General features: G+C 72.5%; 19 protein-coding genes. 4 read left to right on the plus strand and 15 right to left on the minus strand.

Features of this window, described 5'->3' with window-relative positions:
• The first annotated feature begins 26 nt into the window (after positions 1-26).
• Complete coding sequence (locus ACIBI9_RS00135) at positions 27-2,819, plus strand: BTAD domain-containing putative transcriptional regulator (RefSeq protein WP_397219698.1); 2,793 nt, start codon at positions 27-29, stop codon at positions 2,817-2,819.
• Here ACIBI9_RS00135 and ACIBI9_RS00140 read toward each other — a convergent pair.
• Positions 2,816-5,470: a SpoIIE family protein phosphatase gene (locus ACIBI9_RS00140; protein ID WP_397219699.1), complete on the minus strand. Its 2,655-nt coding sequence runs from the start codon at positions 5,468-5,470 to the stop codon at positions 2,816-2,818. The two genes, ACIBI9_RS00135 and ACIBI9_RS00140, sit on opposite strands and share 4 nt — an antisense overlap.
• A gap of 203 nt (positions 5,471-5,673) precedes the next feature.
• Between ACIBI9_RS00140 and ACIBI9_RS00145 the strand changes: the two genes are divergently transcribed.
• Entirely contained in the window at positions 5,674-8,481 is a 2,808-nt protein-coding gene (locus tag ACIBI9_RS00145; protein ID WP_397219700.1) for an AfsR/SARP family transcriptional regulator, read from the plus strand.
• Between the two features lie 12 nt (positions 8,482-8,493).
• Here the strand turns inward: ACIBI9_RS00145 and ACIBI9_RS00150 are convergent, their stop codons facing one another.
• The 11 genes from ACIBI9_RS00150 to ACIBI9_RS00200 form a co-directional block, all read right to left on the minus strand.
• A complete protein-coding gene (locus ACIBI9_RS00150) occupies positions 8,494-10,797 on the minus strand; it encodes a penicillin acylase family protein (RefSeq protein ID WP_397219701.1) in 2,304 nt (767 codons plus the stop codon).
• Positions 10,798-10,805: 8 nt separating this feature from the next.
• Positions 10,806-13,019 (minus strand): FtsX-like permease family protein, encoded by a 2,214-nt coding sequence (locus tag ACIBI9_RS00155; protein ID WP_397219703.1) that lies wholly within the window; start codon positions 13,017-13,019, stop codon positions 10,806-10,808.
• A complete protein-coding gene (locus ACIBI9_RS00160; protein ID WP_397219704.1) occupies positions 13,016-13,708 on the minus strand; it encodes an ABC transporter ATP-binding protein in 693 nt (230 codons plus the stop codon). The genes ACIBI9_RS00155 and ACIBI9_RS00160 overlap by 4 nt, the downstream gene beginning before the upstream one ends.
• On the minus strand, positions 13,705-14,232 hold the full coding sequence (locus ACIBI9_RS00165) for a PadR family transcriptional regulator (RefSeq protein ID WP_397219705.1): 528 nt from the start codon (positions 14,230-14,232) through the stop codon (positions 13,705-13,707). The genes ACIBI9_RS00160 and ACIBI9_RS00165 overlap by 4 nt, the downstream gene beginning before the upstream one ends.
• Positions 14,233-14,311: 79 nt before the next feature.
• Entirely contained in the window at positions 14,312-15,016 is a 705-nt protein-coding gene (locus tag ACIBI9_RS00170; RefSeq protein ID WP_397219706.1) for a GNAT family N-acetyltransferase, read from the minus strand.
• 13 nt (positions 15,017-15,029) lie between these two features.
• Complete coding sequence (locus tag ACIBI9_RS00175) at positions 15,030-15,974, minus strand: NAD(P)H-binding protein (protein WP_397219707.1); 945 nt, start codon at positions 15,972-15,974, stop codon at positions 15,030-15,032.
• A gap of 132 nt (positions 15,975-16,106) precedes the next feature.
• On the minus strand, positions 16,107-17,384 hold the full coding sequence (locus ACIBI9_RS00180) for a hypothetical protein (protein WP_397219708.1): 1,278 nt from the start codon (positions 17,382-17,384) through the stop codon (positions 16,107-16,109).
• A 92-nt stretch (positions 17,385-17,476) separates the two neighbouring features.
• Positions 17,477-18,253: an SDR family oxidoreductase gene (locus tag ACIBI9_RS00185; RefSeq protein WP_397219709.1), complete on the minus strand. Its 777-nt coding sequence runs from the start codon at positions 18,251-18,253 to the stop codon at positions 17,477-17,479.
• Between the two features lie 38 nt (positions 18,254-18,291).
• The gene (locus ACIBI9_RS00190; protein WP_397219710.1) at positions 18,292-18,723 is read right to left on the minus strand and encodes a carboxymuconolactone decarboxylase family protein; all 432 of its coding nucleotides are present in this window, start codon (positions 18,721-18,723) and stop codon (positions 18,292-18,294) included.
• A gap of 91 nt (positions 18,724-18,814) precedes the next feature.
• On the minus strand, positions 18,815-19,294 hold the full coding sequence (locus ACIBI9_RS00195; RefSeq protein WP_397219711.1) for an RrF2 family transcriptional regulator: 480 nt from the start codon (positions 19,292-19,294) through the stop codon (positions 18,815-18,817).
• A 53-nt stretch (positions 19,295-19,347) separates the two neighbouring features.
• Entirely contained in the window at positions 19,348-19,617 is a 270-nt protein-coding gene (locus ACIBI9_RS00200) for a DUF2255 family protein (RefSeq protein WP_397219712.1), read from the minus strand.
• 21 nt (positions 19,618-19,638) lie between these two features.
• Between ACIBI9_RS00200 and ACIBI9_RS00205 the strand changes: the two genes are divergently transcribed.
• Positions 19,639-19,836 (plus strand): aldo/keto reductase, encoded by a 198-nt coding sequence (locus tag ACIBI9_RS00205; protein ID WP_397219713.1) that lies wholly within the window; start codon positions 19,639-19,641, stop codon positions 19,834-19,836.
• Positions 19,837-19,854: 18 nt separating this feature from the next.
• On the opposite strand, the gene ACIBI9_RS00210 is transcribed toward ACIBI9_RS00205, so the two are convergent.
• Positions 19,855-21,087 carry an aminotransferase class V-fold PLP-dependent enzyme gene (locus tag ACIBI9_RS00210; RefSeq protein ID WP_397219714.1) on the minus strand — a complete coding sequence of 411 codons (1,233 nt, stop codon included), beginning with the start codon at positions 21,085-21,087 and terminating at the stop codon, positions 19,855-19,857.
• Between ACIBI9_RS00210 and ACIBI9_RS00215 the strand changes: the two genes are divergently transcribed.
• Positions 21,086-22,468, plus strand: a complete 1,383-nt coding sequence (locus ACIBI9_RS00215) for a PLP-dependent aminotransferase family protein (protein ID WP_397219715.1) — start codon at positions 21,086-21,088, stop codon at positions 22,466-22,468. The two genes, ACIBI9_RS00210 and ACIBI9_RS00215, sit on opposite strands and share 2 nt — an antisense overlap.
• Positions 22,469-22,495: 27 nt before the next feature.
• Here ACIBI9_RS00215 and ACIBI9_RS00220 read toward each other — a convergent pair whose 3' ends face one another.
• Both ACIBI9_RS00220 and ACIBI9_RS00225 read right to left on the minus strand, forming a co-directional pair.
• Positions 22,496-24,550 (minus strand): S8 family serine peptidase, encoded by a 2,055-nt coding sequence (locus ACIBI9_RS00220; protein ID WP_397219716.1) that lies wholly within the window; start codon positions 24,548-24,550, stop codon positions 22,496-22,498.
• Between the two features lie 138 nt (positions 24,551-24,688).
• The gene (locus ACIBI9_RS00225) at positions 24,689-26,314 is read right to left on the minus strand and encodes a phospholipase A2 (RefSeq protein ID WP_397219717.1); all 1,626 of its coding nucleotides are present in this window, start codon (positions 26,312-26,314) and stop codon (positions 24,689-24,691) included.
• Positions 26,315-26,616: the final 302 nt, after the last annotated feature.

A 26,616-nucleotide genomic window follows, 5' to 3' on the forward strand; every position in this document is an offset into this window, starting at 1 on the left:
GAGCCACTACAGGCGAGGAGCGGGTCATGATCGACGCGACCTTTGCAATCTTGGGCCCGGTGCGGGTGAGCTGGGCCGACGGCCGGCAGGTGCATCTCAGTGGCAAGCCGCGCGCCGTCCTCGCCAGCCTGCTGCTCAACGTCAACACGCTGGTGTCCAGGGAGCGGCTGGTGGAGGCCCTGTGGGAGAACCCCCCTGCCTCGGCCATCCCCAACCTGCAGACCTACATCGGTCAGCTCCGCAGGAGCCTGTCGCTCGACACGCGGCTGCTCACCAGGGAAACGGGCTACACCTTCGAGGCGCGCGCCGAGGAGGTGGACCTCCTCCAGTTCGAACAGGCGATCCGGCTGGCGCGGAAGGAGGCCGAGGCGGGCGACGTCCGCGCAGCCGTCGTCGAGTTCGAGAGGGCTCTGGCGATGTGGCGGGGGAAACCCGCCGAAGGCACCAAGCTCTCCGGTCACATGCTCGCCCGCGTGACCGAGCTGGAAGAGCGGCTGGCCGTGGTCAGACTGGACTGGGCCGAAGCGAAGCTCGCCCTCGGCCAGCCCGCGGAGGTGATCGAGGACCTGCGTGCGTTCGTCGCCGAGCAGCCGCTGCGCGAGCGCGCGTGGCGGCTGCTCATGCTCGCCCACTCACGAGCGGGACAACGGGACAAAGCGCTGGAGGCCTTCCAGCACGCCCGCTCGGTGCTCACCGACGAGCTGGGCCTGGAGCCCGGCGAGGAGCTCCAGCAGTTGCAGGCCGCCATCCTGGCCGGCACCACGTCGGTGAGCGAGCCCGCGCCGTGGACGCCGGTCTGCCAGCTGCCCTCGGACGTCAAGCATTTCAGCGGCAGGGAAGCCGAGCTGTTCGAGCTGGACGGGCTCCTCCCGCTCCCGGACGAGGCGCCGCGGGCCACCACGACCTGCGTGATCACCGGCACCGGCGGGGTCGGGAAGACCGCGCTCGCCGCGCACTGGGCCCACACGGCACGCGACCGCTTCCCCGACGGTCAGCTCCACGTGGACCTGCGAGGCTTCAGCCCGGGCGCGTCGCCCATGTCACCGTCGGAGGCGGTACGGATCCTGCTGGGGTTCCTCCACGTGCCCCACCACCGGATGCCCTCCACCGTCGGAGAGCAGATCGGGCTCTACCGGAGCCTGCTGGCCGGGCGGCGGGTGCTCCTCGTCCTGGACAACGCCCGCGACCCCGACCAGGTGCGCCCGCTGCTGCCCCCGTCTCCGGAGTCGCTCACCCTGGTGACCAGCCGGACCGCGCTCACCGGCCTGATCGCGGCCGAGGGCGCCCATCTGCTGCGGCTGGCGCCGCTGTCCGACGCGCAGGCCGGCCAGCTGCTGAAACGCCGCCTGGGCCAGGACCGCATGGTGGCCGAACGCGAGGCGGTGGACGACATCATCAAGACGTGCGCGGGGCTGCCGCTGGCACTGGGGATCGTCGCCGCACGGGCCATCATCAACGCCGGCCTGCCCCTCACCGCGCTGGCGGACGAACTCCAGGCGGAGACCACCCGATTGGACGCTCTGCAGACCGAAGAGCTCAGCACCGACCTGCGCGAGATCTTCGGCTCCTCCTATCGCGTGCTGGCCCCCGAGGCGGCCGAGACCTTCGCCCACCTGGGCCTCGTGGCGGGCCCGGACACGAGCCTGCTCGCCGTCGCCAGCCTCGTCGGCCGTCCGGTGGCGCACACCCGTACGTTGCTGCGCACCCTGGAAACCGCCCATCTGCTGGATCAGCACGTTCCCGGCCGCTATCGGATGCACGATCTCGTCCGCCTCTACGCCATCGACCGCGCCCGCCTCGACCTGGGCGCGGATGCCCGTACCGCCGCCGTGCGCCGCCTCGTGGACTTCTACCTGCACACGTCGCACGCCGCCGACCGCCTGCTCTCCCCGCGCCGCCGCAGCGCCATCCAGATGGAGCCGCCGGCTCCGGGCTGCCTGCCGGACGCGCTGGCGGACGTGGCGGCGGCCCAGACCTGGTTCAAGGCCGAGCACGCCTGCCTGCTCGCCGCCCAGCGGCTGGCCGCCGAGCACGATCTGCATGTCGCCGTCTGGCAACTGGCGTGGACGCTCGACACCTTCCACCTGGCCCACAACCTGCTCCAGAACTGTGTCTCGGCCTGGCGCCTGGCCTCCAGCGCCGTCGAACACGCGACCGATCTGGCCGCCCACGCCCTCGTCCACCAGTTACTCGGCCGCGCCTGCACCCGGGCGGGGCACCATGCGGAGGCCCTGTCCCATTTCGCCGAAGCCCTCGCCCTGTACGAGAGATCAGGAGACGTCGCCGGCCAGGCCCACGTCCGCCACACGCTCGCGCTGGCCTGGGGCCACCGGGACGAGCCCGCGCAGGCGCTGGTCCATCTGGAGCACGCGCTGCGGCTGTACAGGGAGATCGACGACGCCATGGGGGAGGCCAACGCGCTCAACTCCCTGGGGTGGGGCACCGCGATGCTCGGCGACTTCGCCAAGGCCCAGGAGTACTGCGAGCAGGCGCTCGCCCTGCTCCGCAGCCATGGCGACCGCAACGGCGAGGCGGCGACCCTCGACAGTCTCGGCTACATCGCCCACCACACCGGTCGTCACGCCCGAGCCCTCGACTACTACCGCGAGGCCCTGACGTTGCGGCGGGAGACCGGCAACGCCAGCCAGGAGGCCGACACGCTCTCCCACCTCGGCGACACCCACCACGCCCTCGGCCAGCAGGACGAAGCCGCCCGCGCCTGGGGCCAGGCCCTGGCCATCTACCAGGACCAGCACCGCACCGAGAAGACCAAGCTCGTGCAGGAGAGGCTCGACGCCTTGAGAGCGAGACCGTCCTAGAGGGCGGGCGGCGCGGGCTGGAGGGGCTGTTCGGCCCAGATGCACTTGCCGGAGTCGGTGAAGCGGGTGCCCCAGCGATGGGAGATCGCGGAGACCAGCTGGAGCCCGCGGCCGCCCTCGTCGGTGTCGGCTGCGCGGCGGATGCGGGGCGTGGTCAGGCTGCCGTCGGAGACCTCGCAGGTGAGCACGTTGCTGCGGAGCAGGCGCAGGTGGATGGGGCCCTTGGCGTGGCGGACGACGTTGCCGACCAGCTCGCTGGCCAGCAGTTCGGTGGTCATCGACAGGTCGTCCAGGTGCCAGGCGCTGAGCTGGGCGCGGACGTGTTCGCGGGCCTCACCGGCGGCCTTGGGGTGTTCGGGCAGCGGCCAGCTGGCCATGTCGTCCTTCGGCAGCGCATGGGTGCGGACGACCAGCAGGGCCGCGTCGTCGGCGGTGCCCTGCCTGCCGGGCAGCAGGGTGGCGGTGAGGCTGTCGCACAGGGATTCGAGGCACTCGGCGCAGTGGAGCGGGGTCCCGTCCCGGTCCCGGTGCCGGCACGTCGCCGCGGGCGGGATCCCCGGGACCGCGTCGCCCAGCGCCTTGGCGAGATCGGCTATGCCCTGGTCGATGTCGAGGGTGGCGGATTCGACCAGGCCGTCGGTGTACAGCACCAGCAGGCTGCCTTCGGGCAGCTCCATCCGTACGGTGTCGAAGGGCGGGGTGGCGGCGCCGAGGGGCGAGTTCGGATCGGCGTCGGGGAAGTGCACGCTGCCGTCGGGGTGGACGACGGCGGGCGGCGGATGGCCGGCGCGGGTGAGCACGCAGGAGCGGGTGGTGGCGTCGTAGACCAGGTACAGGCAGGTGGCGTAGAAGTCGTCGCCGAGGTCGCTGACCACGTCGTTGAGGTGGGTGAGCAGTTCGTCGGGAGGCAGTTCCAGGTCGGCCAGGGTGCGGACCGCCGTGCGCAGGCGGCCCATGGTGGCCGCCTCGGTCACGCCGTGTCCCATGACGTCGCCGATGACGATGGCGACCCGGTCCGCCGACAGCGGGATGACGTCGTACCAGTCGCCGCCCACCTCCATGTCCTTGCCGGCGGGCAGATAGCGGGCGGCGGCGGTGACCGCGGGCAGGCGGGGCAGCTCGCGCGGGAGCAGCCCGCGCTGCAGTTCCTGGGCGCGCGTGTGCTCCCTGTCGTACAGGCGGGCCCGTTCCATGGCCTGGGCGACCAGCCCGCTGAGCGTGGTGAGCAGGTCGCGCTCCTCACCCGTGAACTGGCGCGGCTCGGTGAAGGAGACGACGCAGCTGCCGACGGGGCGTCCCGAGGCGATCAGCGGGAGGAAGGCCCACGCCTTCTTGCCGCCCGCCGCCGGCAGGTCGGCCGTGGCGGGGTAGCGCTCGATGTACTCCTCGACGGAGTTGACGAACAGCGGCGTACGCTCCCGCAGGGTCTGCGCGATCGGGAGCCCTCCGGCGGCGGGTATCCGGGTCACCCGGTCGACGAACTTCTGCGAGTACCCGATGAACCCGACCGGCCGTAGGTGGTCGCCCTCCAGGAAGGTGAGCATGAGACCGGCGGCGCCGAACGCCGGCAGGATGTGCTCTGCGGAGGCGTCGACGACGTCCCGAACGGTGACCGCCTCGGCCAGCGCCCTGGTCAGCTGCTTGATGCGGGCGGACCGCTCCAGGGCCGCGCGCTCGGTATGGGCCGTCTCCGGCCCCGCCACCGCCTCGAGGTCGTCATGGGTCTTGGTGATGTCCCACAGCGTGCCGACCATGCGCGCCGGCTCGCCGTTCTCGTCGACCAGCAACCGGCCGCGGGCCCGCACCCAGGCGTCCGTCCCGTCCGGGCGGCACACCCGGTACTCGGTGCTGTACAACCTGCCCGCGCGGATGGCCTCGTCGATGTCGGCCAGCACCCACGGCAGATCCTCGGGATGGACCATGGCCATCCAGGTCTCGATGCGTCCGTCGAAGGTGCCCGGCTCGATGCCGAGCAGGGTGAGCATCGCGTCGTTCCAGATGACGTCACCGGTCCGGATGTCCCAGTCCCACGTGCCGATGGTCTCCAGGTGCTGTGGCAGGTGCGAGCCGGCGGACCCGCCCTGCCCGCCCGCGGGTCCCGAGCCGGGCGACTTGCCCAGGCGCTCGCCCACCCATCGGCTCAGCAGGTCGAGAAAGGCCCGTTGGCCGGACGAGGGCTCGTGGGAGGAGGCCGTCACGATCGACAGCGCGCCGACCGGCCCCGCCGGGCCGAGCAGCGGGACGGCCGTCATCGCCGTGCCGTCGGGCCAGGACCGGGCGTCGGTCGTGGCGGGGCCCTGCTGGGGGATGCCGGCGGCGACGTTCGCCATGGGCACCCGGACGGACGCGGCGTTCCGGAAAGCGCGGGCCGGGGCGAGCGGGCCGTTGCCGTCGACGCGCTCCCACGCGTGGGTGAGCGCGGGGGGCAGTCCGCTGGTCACGACGAGACGCAGCCCGCCGCCGTGGCCGGGGCTCCCGAGGTGCACCATCCCGCCCAGCCCGGCAAGATCGGCCACCGCCTGCTGGAGCGCGAACCGCAGGAGCTCGATCCCCCACAGATCGTCACCGACCTCCGCGAGCAGCCGTCTTCGCTCCTCGGAAACCTGGTCCGCCCACATGGTCCGCGGGCCCTGCGTACGCTGTTCGCCCATCCCATCCCCTCACCACGTCGCCGGGTCGTCAGCGTCGATTCGGGGGAAAATTGTGCATATTGGGGTATATGTACCGAGTATAGCTACCCAGAGCACACGCCCCATTGCTCCGCTCACGCAGGTGGTGGTGCGGGGCGCCCTGCGGCGTGCGAGCATCCAGACGGGGTGGATGGTGAGCCGGTCTCTGGAGGGTTGACGGAAGCGTGCTACGAGTCGATTTCGGCGTGCTGGGCGAGATCTGCGCCTGGGTGAACGGCCAGGCGATCGAGCTGGGGCCGGCCAGGCAGCGAAGTGTGCTGGCGGCGCTGCTGGTGAAGGTCAACCAGCCGGTGTCCCTCGACCAGCTGACCGACTGCGTGTGGGGGGAGGATCCGCCGCGCCGGCCGACCGCGACCCTGCAGAGCTACCTGTCCCGGCTGCGTACGTCCCTGCCGGCGGCCTGGGACGGCGGCATCCGCCGCAGCGGCGGCGGCTACCTGCTGCGGGCCGACGAGAGCGCGGTGGACCTGCACCGCTTCCGCGACCTGCGGAACCGGGCCCGCACGGGCGACGACGCCACCGCCGAACGCCTGTACGAGCAGGCTCTGGACCTGTGGCGCGGCGAGCCCTTCGCCGACCTGGACACCTCGTGGGCGCGGGCGCAGCGGCACGTCCTGCAGGGCGAGCGGCTGGCCGCGCGCCTGGCCTACCACGACGTACGGCTGCGCCGAGGCGGCCACGCCGCCCTCCTCGGCGCCCTGGAGTCCCTGGCGGCCGAACACCCGCTGGACGAACGCCCGGCCGCCCAGCTGATCCTCGCCCTGTACCGCAGCGGCCGCCAGGGCGAGGCCTTCCAGCAGTACGAGCGGATCCGCAAGCGGCTGGCCGCCGACCTCGGCGTCGACCCCGGCCCCGACCTGCGGATGCTGCACCACCAGATGCTCACCGCCGCAGTGGCGCCCGCCCCCGCCGAATCCGCCCCCGCGTCCACGCCCGCATCCGCCGGGGTCGTGGTGCCGCGCCAGTTGCCCGCGCCGCCGCCGGTGTTCGTCGGACGCCCGCGCGAGCTGGCCACCCTCGACGACGCGCTGACCGGCGACACCACCGATCGAGTGGCGATGATCTCCGCCATCGGCGGGTACGGCGGCATCGGCAAGACCTGGCTGGCCCTGTACTGGGCGCACCACCACGTGGACCGCTTCCCGGACGGACAGATCTACCTGGACCTGCGCGGGTTCGACGCCGGGAACGCGCCGATGCCGGTGGAGACGGCCCTGCGCCTGCTGCTGAGCGCGCTCGGCGCGGATCCCGCCGCCGTCCCGCAGCGGCCGGAGGAGCAGACGGCGCTCTACCGCAGCCTGAGCGCCCGCAAACGCCTGCTGATCGTGCTCGACAACGCCCGCGACACCGCCCAGGTCGTCCCCCTGCTACCGGGCACGCCCTCCTGCACCGTGCTGGTCACCAGCCGGAACCAGCTCCCCGGGCTGATCGCCGGCCACGACGCCCGCCACGTGCCGCTGGACGTGCTCGACGCCGCCGAAGCCCGCCGGCTGCTGCTGCACCACCTGGGGTCCGAGCGGGTCGACGCCGAGCCGGAGGCGGTGGCCGCCCTGGTGGAGCGCTGTGCCGGGCTGCCGCTGGCGCTGAGCATCATCGCGGCCCGCGCCCTGATGAGCCCGTGGCTCCCGCTCGCGTCCCTGGCCGAGGAGCTGCGCGCGGAGTCCACCCGGCTCGACGCGCTGGACGCCGGCGAGCTGTCGGCCGACCTGCGGACCGTGTTCGCCGCCTCGTACCGCGCGCTGGAGCCGGAGGCGGCCCGGCTGTTCCGATTACTGGCCCTGCACCCGGGACCGGACATCCCGCCGCCCGCCGCGGCCAGCCTCATGGGCGCGGACGCCCGGCGGCCCATGGCCGGGCTCGTCCGCGCGCACCTGGTCACCGAGCACGCTCCCGGCCGCTTCGCCCTCCACGACCTGCTGCGCGACTACGCGACCGAACGGGCGTACGCCGAGGACACCGAGGCCGAGCGCGACGCGGCGCTGCGCCGCCTGCTCGACCACTACCTGCACACCGCGCACGCGGCGGCCCTGCTGTTCTACCCCAACCGGCGGGCGATCGAGCTGACCGAACCCCTCGCCCCCGGCGCCGTCCCGGTCGTCCTGCGCGACCAGCAGCAGGCGGCAGACTGGCTCGCCGCCGAGAACCAGGTGCTGCTGTGGGCGGTCAGGCGGGCCGCCGACGCCGGGCTGGCCACGCACGCCTGGCAGCTGGCCTGGTCGCTGGCCGACTTCCTCAACCGCCAGGGGCGCTGGCAGGACATCCTCACCACGCAGCAGGCCGCCCTGGAGGCCGCCCGGGACCAGGACGACCTCGTCGCACAGTGCCGGGCGCACCAGACCATCGCCCGCACCCATCTGCGGCTCGGCCGGTACGACGACGCCCGCCTCCATCTCGATCAGGCACTCGACCTGGCCGGCCGGCTCGGCGACCTGGCGCTCCAGGCTCGGGCGAACCACAGCCTCACCATGGTGTTCAGCGCTCAGAAGCGCCACAGCCAGGCGCTCGCGCACGCCCAGCGGGCGCTCGAGCTGTACCGGGACCTGGGCGACAAGAGCAGCACCGCCGACATTCTCAACTCCGTCGGCTGGGAGCACGCCGAACTCGGGCACCACCGCGAGGCCATCGACCACTGCGAGCAGGCCGTCGCCCTGTTCGAGGCGCTCGGCGACCCGTACGGCCAGGCGGCCGCCCTGGACAGCCTGGGCTACGCCTACCACCGCGCCGGCGACCACGACCAGGCCGTCAGCCGCTACCGGCACGCTCTCCGGCTGTTCCGGGAGGCGGGGGACCGCATGGAGGAGGCGGCGTGCCTGCTCAACCTCGGCGACACCCACCGGTCCGCCGGTGACGAAGCGGCGGCCCGCCAGGAGTGGCGGGCCGCGCTGGACATCCTCGACGAGATCGACCGGCCCGGCGACGATCCGGTACGGACCAGGCTGGCCGCCCGCCTCGGCCTTACCGGGGACCGCTGACGGTTCAGGCTGTCACCCGTGCACCGTGGAAGTCCTCAGCCGCGGGTCGGCGGCGATCTCGGCCTCGGTGAAGCGCTCGGTGACCCACTGGCCGCGCGAGAACAGGACTGTCTGGTCCGTGTGGTGCGGCGAGCTGGGGTTGGCGGACAGCGAATAGGTGAGGATGGTGCGCGTACGCGGCCCGGCGGGGGTGAGCTCGACGGCCATCATGAAGGTCGAGCCGGTGTCCACCTCCGGGTAGCGCCCGTCCGCGCCGAGCTTGCCGCGCATGCGTACCCTGTCGAAGCAGCCCTCCCCTTCGGTGCAGCCGGGAATCGGGACCGAGGAGTAGTGCTGCGCCTGGCCCGGGGTGAGCGTGAGGGGGATGCCGTCGGCCTGGAAAGCGGCCACGGCATCGGCCAGGGCCAGCCGTACGACCGGGTCGTCGCTCTTGAGACCCCGAGGAGTGGCCAGCGGGCGCTCGGGATCGAACGGCACCCGCCAAGGGCTGTAGACGGGGTCTCCCGGCCTGGTGGGGCGTCCCAGCCGCTGGAAGAACTCGCGCCACAGGATGGCCCCCCGGCCGTCCAGGGTGGCTCGCCCGTTCCACTCGCGCAGCGTCCGGCAGGCCTCGCGCACCTCCATCCGCTTGCCGTCGGACGTGGTCAGGGTGCTGTTGCGGCACAGCTTCGCCAGGTCCGAGCGCATGAGCTCGAAGGTGTAGTTGCGCTTGCCCTGCACGCTGCCCTGCAGCGTCTCCAGGGTGAAGCCGGGAGCGCCGAGCCCGTCGGCCCCGGACAGCCGCCGGGCGATCATGTCCAGGCTGACGCGGGGGCGCGGCTCCAGCTCGGTACGCGCCTTGCCGAACGCGCGCGGGTAGCCGGTCAGCGGCGCCGACGGGTTCGTCATCCAGAAGGTGTTGTTGGAGTTGGCCACGTAGTCGGCGCGGGTCAGCCTCGGCTGGCTGCCGGGCCCGAAGATGCCGGGCACGACGGCGTCGCGGTCCTTGCCCCACAGGCACGCGGAGGTCGAGCCGTCCAGGACGTACTCCTCCAGGCCCGGGATGGGGGAGGGCTTGCCGCAGCGCTCCGCCTGGGCGTCGGTGACATGGGGCACCATCGAGGTGTCGGCGAAGTAGGCGTTCCCGCCGACGTCGGTGGCGAGCGTGTGGACGAACGGCATGCTCTGATACGTGCTCTGGGTGGCGCGCAGCTGGGTGAGGTCCCGCGCCCTGGCCATCGCCAGCCACTCGTCGGCCGGGCGCAGGTTGCCGGCGTTGACGTCGGCCAGCGCGTAGGCGACCTTGTCGGTCTGCCCGGCGGCCAGCACCGGGCCGTAGCGCGAGGTGTAGAGGGTGTGGCCCACGACGGTGCCGTCCTGCAGGGTCACCTGCACCTCCTGGCGGCCCATCGGCTCGGCCCGGCCGTCCACGCGATAGCTGGTGCGGTCCACGAGGTCGAGCCGGTAGAGGTTGAAGCGCTGGGCGTGGGAGACCGTGTGGGCCCAGGCCACGGTCGCGTTGTGACCGATCTGGACGACCGGCGTGCCGTACAGGCTGCCGCCGGAGACGTCGAGCACGCCGGGGATGGTCAGCTGCACCTGGTAGAAGCGGCGGATCCCGTTCCAGGGGAAGTGCGGGTCGGCCAGCACCATGCTGTGGCCGTCGCGGGTCGCCCGGCGGCCGAGCGCCCAGGCGTTGCTGCCCGCGGCGGGCCTGCGCTCCGGCCCTTCGGCCTCGGCTTCCCCGACGACGTACTCCTTCATCCCGGCGATGCCGACCATCCGGCTGAGGTCGAGGAGGTTGTTCCACATGTCGGTCGCGGTGATGGGGCCGACCCAGGCCTTGCCCCGGCAGGTGGGATCCGGCAGGTTCGCCACGCCGGTCTGCTCAAGGTAGCGGTTGTACCCGGCGACGTAGCCGTCGACGAGCCGGCGCAGCTCGTCGCTCGGGCCCAGCGGCGCGCGCCGGGCCAGCAGCCGCGCCACCACTCCGGAGTCGGCGACGCTCTTGTAGTAGACGTCGCTGACCAGGTTGGCGACCGGGCGGACCGGGTCGTCGGACTCCGCCCGGGGGCCGAAGTACCGGGACCGCTCGCCCCGCAGCGTCACCACCCAGGAGGCCAGCACGCAGAGGTTGTCCTGGGCGAAGGCGTAGCCGTACCCGAATCCGAGCCCGCCGTGGTCTCTGGCGGATATGTGGGGGATGCCGTACTCGGTGCGCCGGATCTCGGCGGAGTAGCGGCCGTCGTCCGCCAGGGCCGGCGCGTCGGTACGCACCGCCACCACCACGGCGGCGACCAGGGCCAGCGCGATCAGCGCGGCCGATTTCAGCTTCATCGCAACTCCTATTCGAAACGCGCGTTGTCGGGCGCGGTCATGCGCTTGAGCAGCGGGAGGGCGGTGAGGATCACCAGGAGGGAGGCGGCCAGGCCGCCGCCGAGAGACGCGAAGTAGACCGGCCCGGGCATCGCCAGCGAGGCGCCCTTCATCGCGAGCTGGCCGATGACCGGCTCGGCCACGCCGAAGCCGGCACCGGCGGCGAGCACGGCGGCCAGGACGAGCGGCAGTGCCGACTCCAGCAGCACCACCGTGGCCAGGGTCCGCGTGGGCGTGCCGGCCAGCCGCAGCAGCGTGAACGGCTGCCTGCGCTCCACCAGCCCGCCGCCGACCGCCACCACGAGGCTGCAGCCGCCCGCGACCAGCGTGAGCGCGACCATGGCCAGCGCGATGCTCTCCGCTCTGGCGTACAGGTCGGCCCTGACCTGGGCGACCTCGGCGAAGGTCATCGGCGCCTGCGCGGTGTAGCCGGCCACCACGGTACGCAGCCGCTCCAGCGTCGCCGCGTCGCCCGTGCGGATCATGACGGCCATCAGGTCCAGCCCGGCGGCGGAGGCGGACTCGCTGGCTGGGCCGGCCAGCGGGAGGAGCCTGTCGATGGTGAGGGGGTTGTCGGCGCCGACGACGCGGTCGAACCGGCCCAGCACGGCCTGCGCGCCCTCAGGGCACCGGCCGAGCACGGGGAAGCGGGCCAGGCTCGAGCACTCGACGACGGAGGTCGCGGGCGGCGAGCCGTCGGGCGGCGGGCGCAGGTGCTCCAGATCCGCCCTGGCGTAGATCGGCAGCACGTCCACGCCGGGCTGGGCACGCACCTGGGCGAGCAGGTCCGCCGCCGCCCGCGGTGACAGGCTCGCGATGCCCGGCCGCCAGAGCGTGGCGCCCAGCACGTTGTTGAGCGTGCCGCCGGCCACGGCCTGCTGGCCCGTGACCACCGTGGGCACGAGGGCCGCGATCGTCGTCCCGATGAACACGGCCAGCACCAGCCCGCTCACCGACCTGAAGGCCGTCTTCGGGTCGGCGGCCAGGCGCTGCGCGGCCAGCAGCGTCGCCGCGCCGCGGGTCAGGCGGGCGGCCAGGCGCGCGCCGAGCATCGTCAGCCACGGCCCGGCCAGCACGAGACCGGCCATGACGAGCGCGATCCCCGCGTTGGCCAGCAGGGTGTCGGGTTTGCCGTCCTGGAACGCCGGGCCCGCGAACAGCCCCAGCCCGGCGAGGAGCGGGATCACCCGCCACGCCCTCGGTGGCGGCGGGGCGGCCTTCCTGGCCACGCCGAGCGGCGAGATCCGCACCCGGCGCAGCGACCACAGGGCGGCGCCGGCCGCGACGAGGGGCACGCAGACGAGTACGGCCGCGTACTGCCAGGGGCTCGGGACGGCCAGCTCGGGGAAGAAGCGCGAACCGGTGATCCGGATCCCGGCCACGACCGGCCGTACCAGCTGGAAGAGCACGACGCCGGCCAGGGCGCCGAGCAGCGCGCCCAGCGCGGCGTCCACCGCGGCGAGGACGTTGATCTGCCGGGAGGTGGCGCCGACCAGCCGGATCGCCGCGAAGCGCGTCTCTCGGCGGGCGGCGGCCAGCCGGGTGGCGGTGCCCACCAGCACCAGCAGCGGGACGATCAGCCCGACGGCGGCGATGCCGAACCCGAACCGGTAGACGTCCGCGCTCTGGTCGACCGCCGGCTCGGTGGCGACCGTGTCGACCTGCCGGGTGCCGATCATGGCGGCGACCTGCTGCGGCGTCCCGCCCACGACGATGACCAGCTCGTCGGGCCCGGCCAGCGCGGCCCGGCCGATCAGGCCCGCCCGCGCCCCGGGGAAGCGGGCGGCGAGTTGCCCGCGCGGCGCCGAGTCCAGCAGCCCGGCCAGCGCGGGGGAGGTGTAGTACTGGCCGGGGCCGGGCATGCGGGACAGGCCGGGGATGACCGGCGCCCGGTCACCGAGCGCGGCGGCGTCGAGCCTGGTGATTGTCCGGCCCGCGTAGAAGTCCTCGCGGAAGTTCCACAGGGCGCCGTCGCCGGCGGCGTCCAGGGCCCAGCCGCTGGGCGCCGTGCCGCGCGTGCACTCCCAGCAGGGCCGGTCGCCGGTGGCCTGGAAGGCGTTGAACAGCGATAACGTCGCCAGCAGCACCGAGACGCCGACCGCCACCCCGGCCACGATCAGCGCCAGCCGGGCCGCCGTCTCCCTGCCGCTGCGCAGCGACAGCCGCAGCCCCAGCAGGATCATCGGAGGACCCCGCCGGCGTACGGGTCGGTGACCTTGCCGTCGCGCACCACGACCTCGCGGTCGGCGCAGGCGGCCACCCGGGCGTCGTGCGTCACCACGATCACGGTGGCGCCCTCTTCACGGGCCAGGCCCACCAGCAGGTCCATCACGTGCTCGCCGGTCAGCGAGTCGAGCGCGCCGGTCGGCTCGTCGGCGAAGATGACGCGCGGCTTCGTCACCAGCGCGCGGGCGATGGCCACCCGCTGCGCCTGCCCGCCCGACAGCTCACCGGTACGCCGGCCGCCGAGCCCGCCCAGCTCCAGCCGCTCCAGCCAGGACGCGGCCCGCGCGTAGGCGTGCTTGCGCCTGGTACGGCCGAGCAGCAGCGGCAGCGCCACGTTGTCGGCCACCGTCAGCTCGGGCACGAGCTGGCCGAACTGGAAGACGAACCCGAAGGCGGTGCGCCGCAGCTCACTGCGGCGACCGTCGTCCAGCGTGTCGAGCCGCCGCCCGTCGAACCAGACCTCGCCGGTGTCCGGGGTGAAGATCCCGGCCAGGCAGTGCAGGAGCGTCGACTTGCCGGAACCGCTGGGCCCCATGATGGCCAGGACCTCGCCCGCGGCCACCGACAGGCCGGCCTCCCGCAGCGCGGGCGTGCTGCCGAAGGAGCGGCTGATGCCCTCGGCCCGCAGCAGTGCGTCGACGATCATCGTTCGCGCACCGTTTCCGCCAGCGCCCCCAGCCTGGCCTGGGTGACGTCGATCCACCGCAGGTCGGCCTCCAGCCGGAACAGGGCATGGTCGGCGAGGAGCGTGTCGATCAGCGCGCCGCCGCGCTTGATCTCGGAGAGCTCCCGCATCCGCCGCAGGTGCGTGGCGCGCTGGGCGTCGAGGTAGCCCGCCGCGTCGCGGCCCAGCATCAGCGCCAGCACGACCTTCGTGAACAACACCGTCTGCAGGTACGGCTCGGCCGCGACCGGCTCGGCCAGCCACTTCTCCACCTCGTTCCGGCCGACCGGGGTGATGGCATAGCGCTTGCGGTCGGGGCCGTCGCCCGGCTCGCTCTGCCCGGCGGCGATCTTGCCGTCCCTGGCCAGGCGGGCGAGCGTGGAGTACACCTGGCCGAACGGCAGGGATCTGCCCCCGCCGAAGTAGGTGTCGTAGTCGCGTTTCAGGTCGTAACCATGGCTCGGCTCCCGCTCCAGGAGGCCGAGCAGCGCAAGGGGAACGCTCATGGCCCGAGACTATACTCTGAGGGTATATCCGTGGTGTATAAACGACCGCACTCGCCGGATCGCCGGCCCGCGACCGGTCCTAGAGCCGGATGCTGATCTGCGCGCCGTGCTCCCGGAAGCCGAGCGCGCGGGCGACGCGCCGCGACTGTTCCGGACGTGCCCGCCACTGCGGCAGCAGCCCGATCGCCAGCGCGTCGGCGACCGCCGCGGAGGCCGCCAGGCGGGCCAGCCCCCGGCCGCGGCACCGCGGCGCGGTCAGAACGCTCACATGCGCGGCCGTGTCCAGCCAGGGACGGAAGCCGGCGGCGGCGACGACGTCCCCGCCCTCGCGGACGGCGCAGGCGGCCGAGGCGATCTCCTCCAGGCCGGACTCGTCCGCGTCCTCCTCCGGCACCGAGGCCAGCAGGGCCCGGATCGCCGGGTGATCGGCCGGCAGGCGTTCGACCTCGGCGGTGGCGGGGGCCGCGACGAAGTCACCGGCGTCCAGGTAGGCGAGTGTCGCCGGGCCCAGGACGTGCAGGACCGGCAGGCGCTCCGGGAGCCGGGCGAGGTCGGTGTGACCGAGGTCAGGCAGCGCGCTCCGCACCGGCTCGGCCAGGCCGGCGTCGGGCACGGTGGCCAGGATCGCCCCGCCCAGCGCGACGACGCCCGTCCATCCCGGAGGGCACAACGACGACCCGGGCGAGACCACGACGTTCACGTCCCCGCTCGCGGGAAACGTGACGGGGGTGCCGGCCAGGCCCGCCCACAGGTCACGCGCCCGGTCCAGCGCATTCCTCGGCATCCTCCGATGATCGCTACCCGAGGCCCCCGGAGCCAACCCGGGTGCCGCCGAAGAGGGCCGCGTGGCCGGCGACGAAGTTCTTGACGCTCGTCGCCGGCCGTCCGGTGACGGTCTCGACGTCGTGGGTGAGGCGGGCGTAGCGGCCCCGCGCGTGCAGCCGCGCCATGGTGGCGATGTGCTCGGCCAGGTGTTCCGGCAGCTTCGCCTTGCGGAGGTCGTGCTCGATCCACTCCTTCAGCGACATGTCCGCGTACGTGATGCGCCGCCCCAGGGCCTCGGAGTACTCCGCCGCCACGGCGTTCATGTCCTCCGAGCGCGGTCCGGTGAGCTCGTACACCTTCCCGACGTGCGGCGACGGGGCGGCCAGGATGGTCGCGACCACCTCCGCCACGTCGCCCGCCGCGACCGGCGAGGTATGGGCGCCCCCGAACGGCAGGCGGATCTCGTCCCGCTCGGCTATGGAGGCGGCGGCGAAGAGGGTGAAGAAGGGGTGTTCGAGGAACACCGTGGGCCGGACGACGACCAGAGGCAGCCCGGACCAGGTGAGCGCCTGCTCGGCGAGCCAGTGCAGCCGCTGCTGGCGCGACTCCTCCGTGCTCGTGGTGGTCATCCCGGAGACGGTCATCTGCGAGAGGTTGACGAACGCCCCGATGCCGGTGGTCTGGCGGGCCACGGTCGCCATGGTGACGGCGGCCTCCAGGTACGACGGCGAGACGCTCATGCTGAAGAACACCCGGCCGACGCCGCGCATGGCGGGCACGACGTCGGCGGCGCGCGTCATGTCGGCGACGACGACCTCGGCGCCCGTGGCCCGCAGCGCCTCGGCGCGCTCGTCCTCGCGGTGGACCAGCGCCCGGACCGGGAGCCCCCGACGCCGCAGCGTCTCCACGACGGTCCGGCCGACCGCTCCGACGCTGCCGGCGGCGCCCGTGACGAGAATCGGTTTGTCCTGGGGCATCGGTCACCTCCCGGACCTCACTCCAGCAGACTCGCGACGGTTCCTCCACCGGGACGCCCGGCGAATGGCGATGTCCTTAACCCGGGACCATCAAGATTTCGCCGGGGAGGACGCCGGCGTCGAAAGGGGGGTTCAGGCGGGATCGACGTCGGCGATGGCGACGGAGAAGACGACCCGTTCCTCCTCGCCCTCGGTGAGCCCCCACAGCTCGCCGGTGGCGTACCACTGGGACAGGTCCTCCGGCCGGTACGCCCAGCTCGTGTGGGCGCTGATCGTCCGGGGCGTGGTGGCGACGTTCACGGTGGCGAAGCGCCTTCTCGGGTCGGGGCCGGGGTGCGAGCCGGCCGCCATGTTGATGTAGAGGAGGTCGCCGTCGGACTGGACGCCTTGCACGTCGCTGATGGCGTCGGCGGGGTCGGCCGGGACGGTGGACACCCAGGCCTGCACGGGCGCGTTGATCAGGCGGTAGTCGCCGTCCGGGGGCGGCTGGAACCGGTAGCGGACCAGTTTGGTGCCGGCCGGGGAGCCCGTGGAGCCGCTGGAGGCCTTGTAGGTGCCCGCGATCAGGCTGGCGCCGCCGGAGCTGTGGCGGTCCAGGGAGACGTAGTCCAGGCGGATGGGGGTGATGTAGTGGCGCACCTCGGGGATGACGTATCTGTAGTCGCCGCCGCTGCCGTCCCGCTTGCGGTAGATCTTGCGGGTGTCGAACACCCGGATGGTGTTGTACGTGGAGTCGGGGCCCGAGTAGCCGTTCCAGTTGGTGCTGGAGGTCATGAACAGGTAGGGGCCGTACCAGGCCAGGCCGCCGCCGTGCCCGTAGATGCGCCGCAGCTTCCCCTGCCCGTCGACCCACACGGGCAGGACGTTGCGGTAGCGGCGATCGTCGAGGTCGACCACGGACAGGTTCACGGAGTTGTCGCGGTAGTCGGGGTTGTCCGGGTCGGGCGAGTTCAGCCAGGCCCAGCTGGTGATGAGCGCCCGGTGCTCACTGCCGGTCGGGGTGCCGTCGAGCTGGGCCTCGCCCGAGGTGGCCAGCCCCTGCGGCACCCAGGGGGAGTGCGGGAGGTCCGCCTTGTCGCCCTGGGCGGCGGCGTTCCAGCAGAACCAGGAGCGGACCGGCACCCGTGGCAGGTAGGCCGCCCGGGCGGCGCAGTCGGGGTCGTCGTTGCCGGGCAGCGCGACGCGGTCGGTCCCGCTGAGCGCCCCGCCGATGCCCACCTGCTCGTACTCCGCCGTGAGCGGCACGGTGTACGGGTCGGACCGGGCGCGCAGGTCGAGGCCCGTCAGGCTCAGGGGTTGGAGTGGCGCCGTGGGCGTGGCCAGGGCCGACGCGGCGGCGGGTGACAGCGCGGGGGCGGCCAGGACGCACGCGGCACCCATCCGTACGAGCCAGGTCAAAGGGGTGGTCATCCAGGCATTGGCCACTGAGGTTCTCCTCGTTCGACGCCCGAGCCTTGAACCGTAGTGTGATCACTTCCAGGGCCACAGACAAGATCACATTTTCACGTGAACAGCTGGCCGCCGTTGACGTCCACGGTGGCGCCGGTGAGGGCTTTGGCGTGGTCGGAGGCGAGGTAGATGACGGCGCGGGCCACGTCCTCCTCGGTGGCGATGCGGCGCAGCGCCATCGCCGAGACGTCGCGGGCGAGGATCTCCTCGAACGTCACGCCTTCCGCCGCGGCCCGTGTGCGCATCCAGTCGTCGAGCCCGTCGCCGGCGATCCAGCCGGGGGCGACGCAGTTCACCCGCACCCCGTACGGGCCGAGCTCGTCGGCGAGGCAGTGGGACAGCAGGTGCGCGGCGGCCTTGCCCGCGGCGTAGTCGCTGCGCCCCGCGTAGCCCTTGCGGGAGGACATGGAGGTGATGTTGACGATTGAGCCGGAGCGCCGGGCCACCATGTGCGGCGCGATGAACCTGCAGGCCAGCAGGGTGCCGTAGCCGCCCGTCTCGACGGCCGCGCGCCAGGACTCGAGGTCGCCGTCGGACATGTCGAGCACGTTCCTGCGGTGCGACCCGGGGAAGGCGGCGTTGACCAGCACGTCCACCCGGCCGAACCGGTCGATCACCGTACCGGCGAGTCGCCGTACGTCCTCGATCCTGGTCACGTCGGCGGGCACGGCCAGCGCGCCCGGCACCTCGGCGGCGGTCCGCTCGACGGTGGCCTCGGTGCGGGCGGCCACGACGACCCTGGCGCCCTCCTCGCCCAGCAGGCGCGCCAGGGTCCGCCCCAGCCCGGGGCCCGCCCCGGTGACGACCACGACCTTGTCATCGAGCAGCACGCACCGACTCTACCAAGCGTTTGCTCGATAGTGCGGTGCTACGCCGGGGCGTTGCGGAGGGTGATGTTGATGCGGTTCCAGGCGTTGATCGCGGAGATCGCCATGACCAGGGCGGCCAGCGCCTCCTCGTCGTAGTGCTCCGCGGCGGCCCGCCACACCGCGTCGGGGACGCCGTCGGGGTTGTCGGCGACCCGCGTGGCCGCCTCCGCGAGCGCGAGGGCGGCGCGTTCCTCGTCGGAGAAGAACGGGGTGTCCCGCCAGGCCGCGACCGCGTCGACCTGCCGCCCCGGCACGCCCGCCTCCCGGGCCTCGCGGGCGTGCATGTCCACGCAGAAGCCGCAGCCGTTGATCTGGCTGACGCGCAACCGCAGCAGGTCGAGCGTGGCGCGGGGGACGGGGGAGGCGTTGATGTACGCCTCCAGCGCGTACATCGCCTTCAGGCCGTCGGCGGCGGGCTTGCGAATGCTCATGCGCATTGCTGGATCTCCTTATTCTGGATGGTCTGGATATTTGATATCCAGAATTGTGGTAAGCGGCAGGGCCGCCCAGGGGCAGGGCCGCTCACGGGCGGCGGGTCGCGAACCAGTCGCGCGTCGCCGCGGGGGTGCCGGGGGAGCGGCGCTCCACCGTCGCCTTGATGTCGGCCAGCGTCTGGCCGGCCAGCTCCTTGCGCCAGGCGAGCTCGGCCTGCCGCATGGCCTGCGAGACGACGCACGCCTTGCGGTAGTCGACGTCCGCCCGGCCGGTCGGTCCCTTCCGCAGCACCTCCTCGCAGCGGAAGGCCTCGCCCGGCCCTTCGATCGCGGTGACCACGTCGAGCAACGTGATGCGCTCCGGCGGCCGGGCCAGCCGGAACCCGCCGCGGGGGCCGGGGGTGGAGGTGACGATGCCCGCCCGTGCCAGCGCCTGGAGCTGCTTGTTCAGGTACGCCGCGGGCAGCTCGTAGAAGGCCGCCAGCCGGGCGGCGGTCATGGCCTCGTCCTGCTCCACCCACGTCAGGTTCAGGCAGCTGTGCAGGGCCCACTCCACGCCCTCGCTCATCCGCATAATCCTGGATATTAAACGTCTAGATCTGGACGGGGCAACCCCGCCGGTCAGGAGCCGGGCAGGAGTCTGACCGTGGCGGCGCGGGCCTCGGGGTTGACGACGCCGCCGGCCGAGATGTGGCCTTCGTGGCGCGTCCGGGTGCCGCGGTACCAGGCGCAGGCGCGGCCGTGCATGGAGCGGACGTACAGGCCGTCGCCGTGGCGGACGACCCACATCGTCACCGGGGCGCGCAGCGTGCCGTCGCCGCGCCGGGAGGCCAGATCCAGCTCCTCCGCGTTCGCGATCGCGGTGAGCTCCTCGCTCGTCCAGCCGGTCATCGGTGCATCTCCTTCAGGGTGGTGGCGCGTGGCGTCTCGATGGCGCAGGTGGCCATGGCCTGGGTGCTGCACAACCCGGTCGTCAGCGCTCCCATCGTGGGCGCCACGAAGCCGCGCCATCTGGCCGACGCGGTCGCGGCGCTGGACGTCAAGCTCACCGACGAGGAGGTCGGCTCGCTGGAGGAGCACTACACGCCCCGCCTGCCCACGTACTTCTGAGCGCGGGCCCGCCGCCCGTCACCGCCGGGCGGTGGCGAGGCTGAGCTCGGCGACCGCGGCGGCGACCCGGTCCACCTCCTCCTCGGTGTTGTAGTAGTGCGGTGACAGGCGAAGGGCCCACTCCACGTCCTTGTCGCCGAAGTCGTACTGGGCGAACTCGCGGAAGCTGAGGGCGGAGTTGATCCCCCGCGCGTCCATGGCCTCCTTGAAGGGTTGCGGCTGCCAGCCCTCGATCTGGAAGGTGACCAGGGCCGCCGGCCGCGGGCCGCGATCGAGGAGCCGGACGCCGGGGACGGCGGCCAGCCGGTCACGCAGATGGGCCCCGAGGGCGGGCGTGCGCTCGGCGATGCGGTGCACGCCGACCTGGAGGGCGTACCTGGTGGCCACCGCGCTGCCGATCACGGCCGAGTAGGGGAACTCCCAGTCCTCGAAGCGCGCGGCGGTCTCGACCGGGCGGTAGCGCTCCGGCGCGACCCAGCGGGCGCCGTACATGTCGATGAACAGCGGCTCGTAGCCGGCGCGCAGGACCCGGTCGGAGACGTACAGGAAGCCCGAGCCGCGCGGCCCGCGCAGGAACTTGCGGCACGTGGCGGTGAGCAGGTCGCAGCCGATCTCCTCGACGTCGATCTCGTACTGGCCGACCGTCTGGCAGGCGTCGACAAGATACAGCAGCTCCAGCTCGCGGCAGTGGCGGCCGATCTCCGCGACCGGCTGGACCAGGCCGGAGTTGGTCGGCACGTGGGTCACGGCGACCAGCCGGGGCCGCCGCGAGCGCATGAGCGCGGCCATCGCCTCGACGTCGACGCCGCTGCCGTCGGCGTGGTCCGGGGCGTGCACGATCTCCGCACCGAACCTCTTGCGCAGGGACAGGAAGGCGATCTGGTTGGAGATGAAGTCGTTGCGGGTGGTGAGGATGACGTCGCCGCGCTCGAACGGGATGGCCGACAGCGCCCTGGTGTAGGCGTCGGTCGCGCTCCCGGCGAAGGCGATGTTGTCGGGGGAGCAGTTGATGAGCCCGGCCGTCGCGGCGTAGAAGTCGCGGACCTCCGCCTGCCGCGCCGCGGCAGCCTCGTATCCGCCGATGGCCGCTTCGAGCCGCAGGTGGGCGAGCATCGCCTCGAGCACCGGCCCGGCGAGCAGGCCGCAGCCGGCGTTGTTGAAGTGCACGACCGATGCGCAGCCCGGGGTGTCGTCGCGAAGGGTCTGAAGCGTTTCCGCGGTGAAGGGAGAAGCGTTACTCTGGTCTCTCATGTCCGAGAGTAACATTACTGAGGCTCTCGTCACGAGCCTGCGGGCGGAGATCGCCGGGCTGGCCGCCGGCGACCGGCTGCCCAGCGCCCGCGACCTGGTGCGCCGTCACGGGGTGAGCCCCGTGACGGTGACGCGGGCCTTCGCCCTGCTGGCCGCGGAGGGGGCGGTGGTGACCCGGCCGGGCAGCGGCACCTTCGTCGCGGCGCGCCGCGACCGGTCCGCCGACGGCGCGGGGGACACCTCCTGGCAGACGGTCGTGCTCGCGGACCGCAGCATGCCCGCGCTGACGGCGGGCGAGCTGCTCGGTCCGCCGCCCGGCGCCATCACGATGGCCGGCGGCTACCTGCACAGCTCCCTGCAGCCTGCCAAGGCGCTGGCCGCCGCTCTGGCACGCGCGGCCCGTCGCCCGGACGCGTGGGATCGCGCGCCGGTGGCCGGCCTGGCGCCGTTGCGCACGATCTTCGCCAGGCAGGCCGGCGGCGACGTCGGCCCCGACGACGTGCTGGTCACCAGCGGCGGGCAGAGCGCCCTTTCCATGGTGTTCCGTGCCATCGCCGCGCCCGGCAGCCCGATCCTGGTCGAATCGCCCAGCTATCCGGGCGCGCTGTTGGCCGCCCGCGCGGCGGGGCTGCGTCCCGTGCCTGTGCCCCTGGACGGCGACGGCATCCGGCCCGACCTGCTGGCCGACGCCTTCGCCACGACCGGGGCCCGGCTGCTGTACTGCCAGCCGACCTTCCACAACCCGACCGGCGCCGTCCTCTCGCCGGAGCGTCGCCGGCAGGTGGTCGACGTGGCCCGCGCGGCCGGCGCCTTCCTGGTCGAGGACGACTTCGCGCGCCACCTCGGGCACGGCGCGCCGGTGCCTCGCGCGCTCGTCGCCAACGACCGCGACGGCACCGTGGTCTACGTGACCTCCCTGACCAAGCCCGCCTCGCCCAGCCTGCGCATCGGCGCGGTCATCGCCAGGGGCCCGGTGATGGAACGGCTATGCGCGATGCGGCGGGTCGACGACTTCTTCATCGCGCGCCCCCTCCAGGAGGCGGCCGTCGAGCTGCTCAGCACCCCGGCCTGGGACCGGCACCTGCGTGCCCTGGCCAACGCGTTGCGCGAACGCTGCGCCGCGCTGGTCACCGCGCTGGCGCGCGAGGTCCCCGGCTGGGTGCCCGGGCAGGTCCCCACCGGAGGGCTGCACCTGTGGGTGCGGATGGGCGCGGGCCACGACCACGCCGCCGTCGAGGCGGCGCGGGCGCGGGGCGTGGTCATCAGCGCGGGCCGCGACTACTTCGCCGCGGAGGCTCCGGGCGGCTACCTGCGGCTCGGCTTCGCGGCGGCCGCCGACCTCGCCGAACTGGTCGAGGGTGCGCGGCGGCTCGGTACGTAGCTCCGTGTCCCGAGCCGCCGCGTTCGTTCAGAGCGTCAGAGTCCATCCGTTGATGTAGCCCTTGTCGCCGGATGCGACGTCTTCGACGCGTAGCTTCCAGCTGCCGCTGGCTGGTGAGGTGCTGGCGTTGACGTGATAGGTCTCGTTCAGGACGTCGGCGTCGTCCTTGGGCGCCGGGGCCCGTAGCGGGTAGACCTTGCCGTCCGGGGCGACCAGGTCGAGCTTCAGGTCGCCGCGCCAGGTGTGGTTGATCTCGACGTAGACGGTCACGTTGGAGGGGGCCTTGCCGGAGATCCAGCCGACCACGATCTGGGAGTCCGCGCTGCCGGGGTCGGGGATGGGGATGTCGTCCCAGGCGCCGAAGCAGGGCAGCCTGATGGTCCAGCTGTCGATGTAGCCGGTGTCGAGCCATTCGACGTCCTGGGCGCGCAGTTTCCAGGTGCCCTTCACCGGGGAGGCGCTGGCGTTGACGGTGTAGGTCTCGTGGATGATGTCGGCGCTGTCGTTGGGGTCAGGAGACCGCAGCGGGTAGACCTTGCCGTCCGGGGCGATCAGGTCGGCCTTTATCTCGCCCCGCCAGGTGTGGTGGATGTCGATGTAGACCTCGATGGAGGCGGGCGCGCTGCCGATGAGGTCGTTGACCACGATCTTCGATTCGATGTAGCCGTGGTCGGGGATGGCGTAGTCGGTCCCGTTGGTGTAGTTGGGCAGCGGCCACGGGTCCGCGTCGGGGTCCGGGGTGGGGTTGGTGCTGCCGAGTACGGCGGTGTCGAGCTGGATGCGGGGGGTGGTGGCGCCGGTGTAGGTGATGACCTTGCCGGTGGTCTTCAGGGTGGTCACCAGCTGGGAGACGGCGGTGGTGGGCTGGGCCTGGCGCATCACGGCCAGGGCGCCGGTGACGTGGGGGGCGGCCATGGAGGTGCCGCTCATGGAGGCGTACTTGTTGCCCGGCACGGAGGAGACGATGTCGGTGCCCGGGGCGAACAGGTCCAGCAGGGGGCCGCGGTTGCTGAAGGTGGACGGGGTGTCCTGGTCGGTGGTGCTGCCGACGGCGATGGCCGAGGAGATACAGGCCGGCGCGCTGACGGCGTCGCCGTAGCCGTTGTTGCCGGAGGCGATGACGGTGGCCACGCCGGCGGCCAGGAGGGCGTCGATGGGGGGTTTGCGGAGGTCGTCGTCGCAGGCGGCGGTGTAGTGGCCGTTGCCGAGGCTGAGGTTGGCGGCCACGATGGGGGTGCCGCCCTCCCTCAGCTCCAGGACCTTCTCCAGGCCGGCGATCTGGGCGCTGGTGAAACTCATCACGCAGGGGGCCGCGCCGGCGCCGCAGAAGTCCTCGGAGCTGAACTTGCTGAAGACCTGGATGGCGACGAGTTCGGCGCCGGGGGCGACGCCGGCCGGTGGTGCTCCGGTGACGTTCTGGCCGTTGCCGGCGGCGATGCCGGCCACGTGGGTGCCGTGGTCGCAGTCGAGGGCGGCGTCGGCGCAGGGGCCGGTGTCGCTGTCGGCCGCGCCGGGCCCTTCCTGCTCGGCGGTGCCGTCGGGGCACAGGCTGGTGGAGCCGTAGTCGGGGTCGATGGGGGAGAAGCAGGCCTCCTCGAGGACGCGGCTGCCCAGGAAGGGGTGGTTGGCGGCGACGCCGGTGTCCAGGATGGCGACGACGCTGCCGGCGCCGGTCATGCCCGCGGCACGGGTACGGTCCCCGCCGATCAGGGGGATGCTCTGGGCCAGCACCGGGGGTACGGGCTTGTCCTCGGTGACGCTGACCACGTTGGGGAGCTTGGACAGCCGGTCCACGGCCGCCGCGTCCACGCGCAGGGTGACCAGGGGGAAGCGGGAGGAGGTCCGCAGGACCTGGCCGCTGCTGGCGGCGTCGGGCAGGTCGGCCCGGGACTTGGTGACCACGTTCACCCGGAGTTTGCCGCCGGCGGCCAGCTTGGTGCGCAGCTCGGGCTCCACCGTCGGCGCGGCCGCAGCGGTCTGCTGGGTGGTCTGCTGGGTGGTCTGCTGGGTGGTCTGCCGCTCCAGATTCGCCGAGGCCGCGTGGGCCGGCACGCTCACGAACGCCGTGGCCGCCAATGCCACGATGACGCAGGATAAGACCGGAAATTTCATGACATATCGCGCCTTACGTGAAGAGTTCCATGGTGACGACGCCGACATGAGGGGGTGGCCGGACGGCGATCGATCCCGCCGCCCGGCCCGTGGGGTCACAGCGTGTGGTTACGTCGCGTTCGCGCCGTTCTTGGGGTTGCCCTTGACCCGGACGGCGGCCCAGTAGACGAGGGCGATCCGCTTGCAGGTCCCGCGGACCAGGAAGAAGTAGCCGCCGCACACCTTGTCGCGCAGCGTGATGTAGAACCTGTTGTCCACGTCGGCCTTGCGGCTGCGGTCGAGGTAGTACTTGTACTTCTTGTACGTGTTGCCGATCAGCCCGTACGCGTAGTCGTGCGAGTCACAAGCCGGCCGGTAGTCGAAGCCGCTGGGGCGGTCCGGAGCCTGCGTGCAGTGGTCGTGGTTGATGCCCATGACCTTGAAGCCGCTGGCGGTCCGCTTCCAGCTCGGGCTGTGCCAGCCGTAGTGCGCCGCGTAGGAGACGCAGCCGATCTTGGTCCACCACATCCAGTCCTTGGCCGTGGGGCAGTACTTCGGATAGGCCTGCGTGCCGTCGATGCCGCCCGGGATGAAGTCGCCCGGCGGGGGCTCCGGGGTCACGGGGCTGGGGATCCCTCCCGAACCCTCGATCGGCGTGTCGGCGGTCGGCCGGTCGGCGTCGACGGAGGTCACCTGGGGGACCGCGCTGCCCGCCGGGAAGCTCAGCTGCCACGCGCCGTTGCTGCGCGAGTCGATCGACGTCAGGCGGCCGATCTCGTCGTAGGCGTAGGTCGCCTGGGTGGTGCCGTCGCTGGGGTCGGACACCGTGCGCAGCAGCCCGGACAGGTCGTACGCGTAGCGGGCCGCCGTCTGCGGCGCCTCGGTGCCGAGGGTGACCGTGATCTCCTTGAGCCGGCCCGCGAAGTCGCCGAGCGAGGAGGTGCCGGCCGTGGTCGACGTGGCGTAGGTGAACGCGAGGGTGGTCTCGGGGGCTTCGGCCCCGGCCGGTTCCTTGATGGTGCTGATGCGGCCCTGGGTGTCGTAGCCGACGGTCGACTTGCCGTACGCGGTGGTGCCGACGCCGGTCACCCGCCAGGTGTCGGTGCTCTGCAGGCCCGCCGGCTGCGCCCAGGTGTAGGCGAACTTGAGGTCGGCCGCGCTGACGGGGTTGCCGTTCGCGTCGGTGAAGGTGTCGTCACCGGCGTCCTGGGTGGCCGGATCCACCGAGATCGCCTCGGACATCGTGGTACGCATCGCCCCGGCGGCCGCGTCCCACTTGGTCGTTTCGGTGAGCTTGGCGCCGGTGGCGTCCTCGTAGGTGTTGATACCGCCGCCGCCCGGCAGCGAGACGCTGCTCTTCAGGTCGTAGCGGGTCGAACCCCCTTCTTCCAGGTCCGTGACGACGATGGCGCCGCTCTGGACCTCCAGCTTCCGGTTGATCGCCCCGCCGAGGAACTCTCCTTGCCATCCGGGCCCGAAGACGGCCAGCTCGGGCCGGGTGGCGGGGGCCGACTGCGGTCGGGCCAGATCGCCGTTGGCGCCGGCCACGCCGTGCCGGCGGCCGATCGCGGCGAAGGACACGTCCGTTTCGGCGATCTTGAAGGTGGAGGAGTCGGAGAAGTATTGGCCGGGGCCTACCTCCTGAACCTCGGCCGGGGCCGGCTCGTCGGTGACGGCGGCGGAGGCGGAGGCGTCGGGAGAGAGGAAGGGGATCAGCACCGCCGAAAGAGCGACGGCGGTCGTTAATCGGCGCAATTGGGCCTCCCGAGTGCGGGCGTGAGTGATTTGATCACCTGGACAGTAGATGATCGGAATTCACTCCACAAGGGTCTGGACAGCCATTCAAATCGGTGCTCAAATCGCATTTGGAGTCGCACCTTCCGCGCCCTTCGCTAAGCGGTGACGCGTACCGCGAACCGCATTTCCAGACACTGCTGGCGCTCGCATAACCCCAGGTCGAGCTGGCTTGCCAGATGAATTTATGACGCCCTTATCGGTTCTCTGATGAAGATCGGATGATGCCCCACGAAATTTATATGGCGGTAATGTAGTGATTT

This window comes from Nonomuraea sp. NPDC050451, assembly GCF_044458585.1.